6 protein-coding genes and 4 pseudogenes are annotated in these 6,475 nt (G+C 68.8%); 2 read left to right on the top strand and 8 right to left on the bottom strand.

What is annotated here, in order from left to right; genetic code table 11:
* Positions 1 to 70: 70 nt before the first annotated feature.
* Positions 71 to 745, top strand: a pseudogene (locus ACWNCF_RS00050) (EF-Tu/IF-2/RF-3 family GTPase); the annotation flags it as partial.
* An 80-nt stretch (positions 746 to 825) separates the two neighbouring features.
* On the opposite strand, the gene ACWNCF_RS00045 reads toward ACWNCF_RS00050, so the two are convergent.
* Positions 826 to 1,152, bottom strand: coding sequence for a hypothetical protein (locus ACWNCF_RS00045; protein ID WP_449405585.1), 327 nt, complete (start codon positions 1,150 to 1,152; stop codon positions 826 to 828).
* A 159-nt stretch (positions 1,153 to 1,311) separates the two neighbouring features.
* Between ACWNCF_RS00045 and ACWNCF_RS00040 the strand changes: the two genes are divergently transcribed.
* A complete protein-coding gene (locus tag ACWNCF_RS00040) occupies positions 1,312 to 2,928 on the top strand; it encodes a methyl-accepting chemotaxis protein (RefSeq protein ID WP_449405584.1) in 1,617 nt (538 codons plus the stop codon).
* A gap of 95 nt (positions 2,929 to 3,023) precedes the next feature.
* On the opposite strand, the gene ACWNCF_RS00035 is transcribed toward ACWNCF_RS00040, so the two are convergent.
* The 7 genes and pseudogenes from ACWNCF_RS00035 to ACWNCF_RS00005 form a co-directional block, all read right to left on the bottom strand.
* On the bottom strand, positions 3,024 to 3,230 hold the full coding sequence (locus ACWNCF_RS00035) for a hypothetical protein (RefSeq protein WP_449405583.1): 207 nt from the start codon (positions 3,228 to 3,230) through the stop codon (positions 3,024 to 3,026).
* Positions 3,178 to 4,038 carry a hypothetical protein gene (locus ACWNCF_RS00030; protein ID WP_449405582.1) on the bottom strand — a complete coding sequence of 287 codons (861 nt, stop codon included), beginning with the start codon at positions 4,036 to 4,038 and terminating at the stop codon, positions 3,178 to 3,180. The genes ACWNCF_RS00035 and ACWNCF_RS00030 overlap by 53 nt, the downstream gene beginning before the upstream one ends.
* Positions 3,960 to 5,007, bottom strand: a pseudogene (locus tag ACWNCF_RS00025) (hypothetical protein). The gene ACWNCF_RS00030 and the pseudogene ACWNCF_RS00025 overlap by 79 nt, the downstream one beginning before the upstream one ends.
* Before the next feature lie 82 nt (positions 5,008 to 5,089).
* A pseudogene (locus tag ACWNCF_RS00020) lies at positions 5,090 to 5,593 on the bottom strand (glycine dehydrogenase (aminomethyl-transferring)); the annotation flags it as partial.
* Positions 5,594 to 5,672: 79 nt separating this feature from the next.
* A pseudogene (locus tag ACWNCF_RS00015) lies at positions 5,673 to 5,822 on the bottom strand (hypothetical protein); the annotation flags it as partial.
* Between the two features lie 246 nt (positions 5,823 to 6,068).
* Positions 6,069 to 6,350, bottom strand: coding sequence for a hypothetical protein (locus ACWNCF_RS00010; protein ID WP_449405581.1), 282 nt, complete (start codon positions 6,348 to 6,350; stop codon positions 6,069 to 6,071).
* Positions 6,295 to 6,475, bottom strand: a 181-nt coding sequence (locus ACWNCF_RS00005) for a hypothetical protein (RefSeq protein WP_449405580.1), incomplete at its 5' end; no start/stop codon positions are given. The genes ACWNCF_RS00010 and ACWNCF_RS00005, both read right to left, overlap by 56 nt.

Genomic DNA, 6,475 nt, shown 5'->3' with positions numbered 1-6,475 from the left:
TGTTGCTGGTCTACTTCGTTCAGTTACGTATTGCTAAGGTTAAAACGGAGGAGTTAGTTGGATGATCCAGCACCGCGACCGTATCGCCTTCCTGCGCGTGTGCTCGGGCCGTTTCGAAAAGGGCATGAAGGTCAAGCACCTGCGCCTGGGCCGCGACGTCAAGCTGTCGTCCGTCGTGACGTTCATGGCGTCGAGCCGCGAGCAGGTCGAAGAGGCCTACGCGGGCGACATCATCGGCCTGCCGAACCACGGCAACATGCAGATCGGCGACAGCTTCTCGGAAGGCGAGATGCTGACGTTCACCGGCATCCCGTACTTCGCGCCGGAGCTGTTCCGCACGGTGCGCATCCGTAACCCGCTCAAGACCAAGCAGCTCCACAAGGGCCTGCAGCAGCTGGGCGAAGAGGGTGCCGTCCAGGTGTTCAAGCCGGTAATGGGCAGCGACCTGATTCTCGGCGCCGTCGGCGTGCTGCAGTTCGAGGTCGTGGCGAGCCGCCTGCTCAACGAATACGGCGTCGACGCCGTGTTCGAGGGCACCAGCACCAGCAGCGCGCGCTGGGTGTCGAGCGACGACAAGAAGGCATTGTCCGACTTCGAGACGCAGCTGGCGCACAACGTCGCCTACGATGCGGCCGGCAATCTCGCCTATCTCGCCACGTCGGGCGTCAACCTGCGCCTCACGCAGGAGCGCTGGCCGAAGCTGCAGTTCCACGCCACGCGCGAGCACGCGGCGAAGCTGGATTAACGCGGTCGGCATGCATGGTGGGCACCCCGTGCCCACCGCGCGCGTCCGCAGCGCGTGCCCACCGCGCCTGCGCGCTGCCGTCACCCCTGCGGCTTGACGACCAGCGCCTCCACGATACTCCCCACGTAACACAGCACGAACACGATTTCGGCCAGCGTGGCGCTGACCGGCGTGGGAGCGTTTGCCAGCTGCGCCTCGATCGCGGCCGGGTCGGCCGCCAGCTTGCCGCTCAATAGCTGGTCCGCCATCGTGTTCGCCGCGTCGAGCGCGAAATTGAAATACACGATCGCGGCCACGATGGCCGGCGCCAGGAACAGCAGGGCGCGCGTGCGCCGCCCCAGGTAGTACTGGCCCGCGCCGGGAAATACCAGGGCCGACAGCAACGCGCCCACGCTTTTACGTCTCATCCAATCTCCTTGTCACGGTTACAGGCTTGACCCACCACAAGGGGCAACCTGCGGGCCGGCGTACATTCACTTAATGCACGCCGGAAATATAGCTCAGCCAGGAGGAGACCATGACGCCAGTATTCTCCCTCGACCCACTCCACCGGATCGCGTCCTAGCATGCTGGCCCGCCTGCGGATCGGTCCCAAACTGCTGCTGGCGCCCGGCGTCGTGCTGGTGCTGTTCGTGCTGCTGTCGGCCGGCAGCTACTACGCGATGGTACGCCAGAACGACTCGGCTCGACAGCATCGTGCAGCGCCGCGCCGCCAATATGCGCGCCGCGGCCGACCTGTCGGCGTCGGCCCGGACGGCCAACGCCCAGGCCTACCAGGTCCTGACCTGGATCAGCGGCAGTTTTCCCGTTTCCGCGTCGATCCACTCGCGCAGGACCTGCAGGCCCAGCACGCGGCCGTCGACCGCGGCCTCGCCCAGCTGGCGCGCCAGACCGCCGACAGTCCGGACGAGCAGCGCTACGTCGACCAGGCGCGCGCGGCATGGGCGCAATACGTCCCGGCCGTGCGCGACGTCATCGAGATCGCCCGGATCGACCAGTCGATCAGCGCCAACGCCATGGTCAAGGCGGAGCGCGCGTTCGCCGTCGTCGCCCAGCGCCTGGCGGAACTGGCGCGGCGCGAGCAGGCGCTGTCCGAACAGGCCTCCGCGGACGCGGCCGACGATTTCCGCCTGATCGCGATCCTGATGCCGGTGGTGATCGCGCTGTCGATCGCGGCCTCGCTGGCCATCACGATGGCGGTGCGGCGCGCGCTGCTGGCCGATATCGGCGCGATCGGCGCGGCCGCCAGCGGCCTGGCCAGCGGCGACCTGACGATCCGCGCGCGCGCCTACGGCGACGATGAAATCGCCCAGGCCGCGCGGCAGCTCGACGCCGGCATCCGCGGCCTGAACGGCCAGTTGCGCACCGTGCTGGACTCGGCCCGCTCGATCGGCGCGGCATCGCGCGAGATCACGCTCGGCCGCGCCGGCATGCCGCCGCGCGCGCACGTGCGCGAGGCGATGGAACGGGCGACGGCGTCGATGCAGGCGCTGGCGGACGCGCTCGGCGATGGCGCGGCAAGCACGCGCAAGGCCGACGCGCTGGCCGCGCGCGCGGGCCTGGTGGCGGAAGAGGGCAACGGCATGGTGCATCGCGTCGTGGCGACGATGGAGCAGGTGCGGCGCGCGGCCGTGCGCATGGAGCGCATCGGCGCCGCGATCGAGGGCACGCTGGCGCGGGCCGGCAGCGCCGCTGCGGATGTCGACGGCGGCGCGCGGGAAGCGCGCGCGCTGGCCCGGCGCGCGTATCACGCCGCGCGCGAGGCGCGCACGCTCGCGCGCGAGACCGTGGCCGCGATCGACGACGGCGGCGCCTGTGCGCTCGACGCCGGCGCCTCGATGGCGGGCCTGGCGGGCGCGGTGGAAGACATGGCCCACATCGTCGACAGCATGGGCAGCGAAGGGAGCAAACGGGCACACGACCTGGCCGGCGCCACGAAGGCGATCGTGCGCATGGACGAACTCGCGCAGCAGGGTTCGCGCATGGTCGAAGAGGCGGCGCTGGCCGCGCGCGCGCTGCAGCAACAGGCGCTCGGCCTGGCACGCACGGTGGCCGCGTTCCGGCTCGACGAAGCCGTGCAGGGCGCAAGCGAAACGGCCCCGCCGGGGACGCATGCGCTGCGTCCCGGCAGGGCCGGCCGGCCTTACCTCCGGCTGGCGTCCAGCCGGGGCAAGAATCGCTGATTACTCGCGGCGTCACGCGTGGGCACGGGGTGCCCACCCTACCGTAGGGTGGGCGGCCTCCGCCCACGCGTGACGCCGGCGCTACGCGAACGCCTTTACTCGTAATCCTCGATCGGGGCGCAGCCGCAGAACAGGTTACGGTCGCCGTATGCATTGTCGGCGCGGCCGACCGGCGGCCAGTACTTCTTCTTGCGCAGCGACGGCACCGGGAAGGCGGCCGCTTCGCGCGAATAGGTGTGCTGCCAGTCGTCAGCCGTGACGACTTCCGCCGTGTGCGGCGCGCCCTTGAGCGGGTTGTCCATGCCGTCGTGCTTCGCCGCGCTCCACCTTCACGATCTCGGCATCGATGCAGATCATCGCCTCGATGAAGCGGTCCAGGCTTCCGCCTTCGATTCCGACTCGGTCGGCTCGATCATCAACGTGCCGCACCGGGAAGCTCATCGTCGGGGCATGGAAGCCGAAGTCCATCAGGCGCTTGGCCACGTCCTCGTTGCTGATGCCGGTGGCATCCTGCAGCGGACGCAGGTCGATGATGCACTCGTGCGCGACGAGGCCGTCGTGGCCCGTGTACAGCACCGGGTAGTGCGGGGCCAGGCGGCGCGCGATGTAGTTGGCGTTCAGGATCGCCATTTCCGTCGCCGCGGTCAGGCCGTCCGCGCCCATCATCGCGATGTACATCCACGAGATCGGCAGGATCGACGCCGAGCCGTAGGCGGCCGAGCTGACGGCGCCGATGCCGGCTTCGTTCCGCTGGTAGCCGGTCGACGCCTGGTTCGGCAGGAACGGCACGAGGTGTTCGGCCGCCGCGACCGGACCGACACCGGGACCGCCGCCGCCGTGCGGGATGCAGAAGGTCTTGTGCAGGTTCAGGTGGCTGACGTCGCCGCCGAACAGGCCAGGACCGGCCACGCCGACCAGTGCGTTCATATTGGCGCCGTCGACATACACCTGGCCGCCGTGCGCATGCACGATCTCGCACAGTTCCTTGATGCCTTCCTCGAACACGCCGTGCGTGGACGGGTAGGTGACCATCACGCAGGCCAGGTTGGCGCTGTGTTCCTCGGCCTTGGCTTGAGGTCCGCGAGGTCCACGTTGCCGTTGGCGTCGCACGCCGTCACGACGACCTTCATGCCGACCATGTTCGCGGATGCCGGGTTCGTGCCGTGCGCCGACGACGGGATCAGGCAGATGTTGCGGTGGCCTTCGCCGCGCGACTGGTGATATTTCTGGATGATCAGGAGGCCGGCGTACTCGCCCTGCGAGCCGGCGTTCGGCTGCAGCGACATCGCCCGTCGTAACCCGTCGCGGCGCACAGCATCGCTTCCAGCTCGCCGATCAGCTCGCGGTAGCCGACGGTCTGTTCGTCGGGCGCGAACGGGTGGATGTTCGAGAACTCGGCCCAGGTCACCGGGATCATCTCGGACGTCGCGTTCAGCTTCATCGGTGCACGAACCGAGCGGAATCATCGTGCGGTCGAGGGCGAGGTCCTTGTCGGCCAGCGCGCGCAGGTAGCGCAGCATCTCGTGCTCGGCGTGGTAGCGGTTGAACGTCGGGTGCGTCAGGTAGGCGCTCGTGCGGGACAGGGCGGACGGCCAGGCGTCGGCCGCGTCCTTGTCCAGCGTGTCGACGTCGATGTCGGCGCCGCCGAAGATCTTCACCAGCAGCGCGATGTCGTCGCGGGTGATGGTCTCGTCCAGCGAGATGCCCACGTGGCGCGCGTCGATGCGGCGCAGGTTGACGCCGTTGTCGTTGGCGATGCGGTGGATGTCGTCGGCGTTGTCGGCGATGACGGTGATGGTGTCGAAGTAGGTGTCGTTGGCCAGCTGGAAGCCCAAGCTGCTTGAGCGCGGCGGCCAGGATGCCCGTGTAGCGGTGCACGCGGCGGGCGATTTGTTCGAGGCCCCGCGGACCGTGGTAGACGGCGTACATCGACGCCATCACGGCCAGCAGCACCTGCGCCGTACAGATGTTGGAGGTCGCCTTTTCGCGGCGGATGTGCTGTTCGCGCGTCTGCAGCGCGAGGCGGAAGGCCGGGTTGCCCTGGGCGTCGATCGTGACGCCGGCCAGGCGGCCCGCCATGCTGCGCTTGTACTCGTCCGCGCGTCGCCAGGTAGCCCGCGTGCGGGCCGCCGAAGCCGAGCGGCACGCCGAAGCGCTGGCTGTTGCCGACGACGACGTCCGCGCCCCATTCGCCCGGCGGCGTGAGCACGGCCAGCGACAGCAGGTCGGCCGCGACGACGACCATGGCGCCCGCCGCGTGCAGCTTCTCGCACGCCGCGCGGTAGTCGCGCACGTCGCCGTTCACGCCCGGGTATTGCAGCAGCACGCCGAAGCACGAATCCGTCAGGTTCTCGATGTCGCTTGCCGCGACGGTGCGCACGTCGACGCCGATCGGCAGCGCGCGGGTCTGGATGACTTCCAGCGTCTGCGGCAGCACGTCGTCGGCCACGTAGAACACTTTCGACGACGACTTGCCGACGCGCTGGATCAGGGTCATCGCTTCCGCGGCGGCCGTGCCTTCGTCCAGCATCGATGCGTTGGCGATGCCCATGCCGGTCAGGTCGGTGATGACCTGCTGGAAGTTCAGGATGGCTTCCAGGCGGCCCTGCGAGATCTCCGGCTGGTACGGCGTGTAGGCCGTGTACCAGGCCGGGTTTTCGAAGATGTTGCGCAGGATCGACGGGCGGCGTGTGCGTGCCGTAGTAGCCCTGGCCGATCAGCGACTTCATGACCTTGTTCTGCGCCGCGATGCCCTTCAGCTTCGCGAGCGCGGCCTGCTCGGGCAGCGGCTCGAAGGACTGGCCCAGGTCCAGCTTGTCCTTGCGGCGGATGTTGGCGGGAACGACGGCGTCGATCAGCGCGGCGCGCGTGGCGTAGCCGAGGGCCGACAGCATGGCCGCCTCTTCGGATGCGGACGGGCCGATGTGGCGCCGGGATGAAGCCATCGCGTGCTTCGAGTTGGGTCAGGCTGGTGCGGGTCATGATGGAAGCCGAAGAAGGCCGAGCGTGGAGAGCTGCTGATAAGCGTTACCCACCGTCGCCCGCGCAGGGCGGGGGCCCAGTTCAGCGTGCGCGGCAGCTCGAAATTGGATTCCCGGCGGCAGGCGGACGGCCAGTCCGGGAAGCGACGGCCATTCAAATCAGCCTTCGGTGGCCTTGCCGTACGCAGCCGCGTCGAGCAGGTTATTGAAGGCGGCAGGATCCGACGGCTGCAGCTTGAACAGCCAGGCGGAATGCCGCCGTCCGCGTTGATCGAATCCGGCGCGTCGAGCAGTGTCGCCTGGTTCCACGGCGCGATCCTCGGTGCCCGAGACCGGCGCCGTCGATGATCGCTCGCTGCCTTCGACGGATTCCACGACGGCGGCGTCAGTCGCCGGCGGTGAAGGCCTTGCCGAGGCCCTTGCGGCAGATTCGACGAACACGATGTCGCCCAGGGCGTCCTGCGCGTGTTCGGTGATGCCCGCGGTCGGGGTCGTCGGCTTCCTGGCAGATCCAGGTGCTGATCATCCGACTGACTTCCTCCGTTTGTAACCCTTCCGCGATGCGT

This window comes from Massilia phosphatilytica (genome assembly GCF_977014125.1).
Note: the sequence above shows the minus strand (reverse complement) of the source record. Positions and strands in the feature narration are given on the sequence as shown.

Coding starts and splice junctions, on each gene's coding strand:
- ACWNCF_RS00045 (WP_449405585.1), bottom strand. CDS start 1,152: ATGAGACGTAAAAGCGTGGGCGCGTTGCTGTCGGCCCTGGTATTTCCC.
- ACWNCF_RS00040 (WP_449405584.1), top strand. CDS start 1,312: ATGCTGGCCCGCCTGCGGATCGGTCCCAAACTGCTGCTGGCGCCCGGC.
- ACWNCF_RS00035 (WP_449405583.1), bottom strand. CDS start 3,230: ATGGACAACCCGCTCAAGGGCGCGCCGCACACGGCGGAAGTCGTCACG.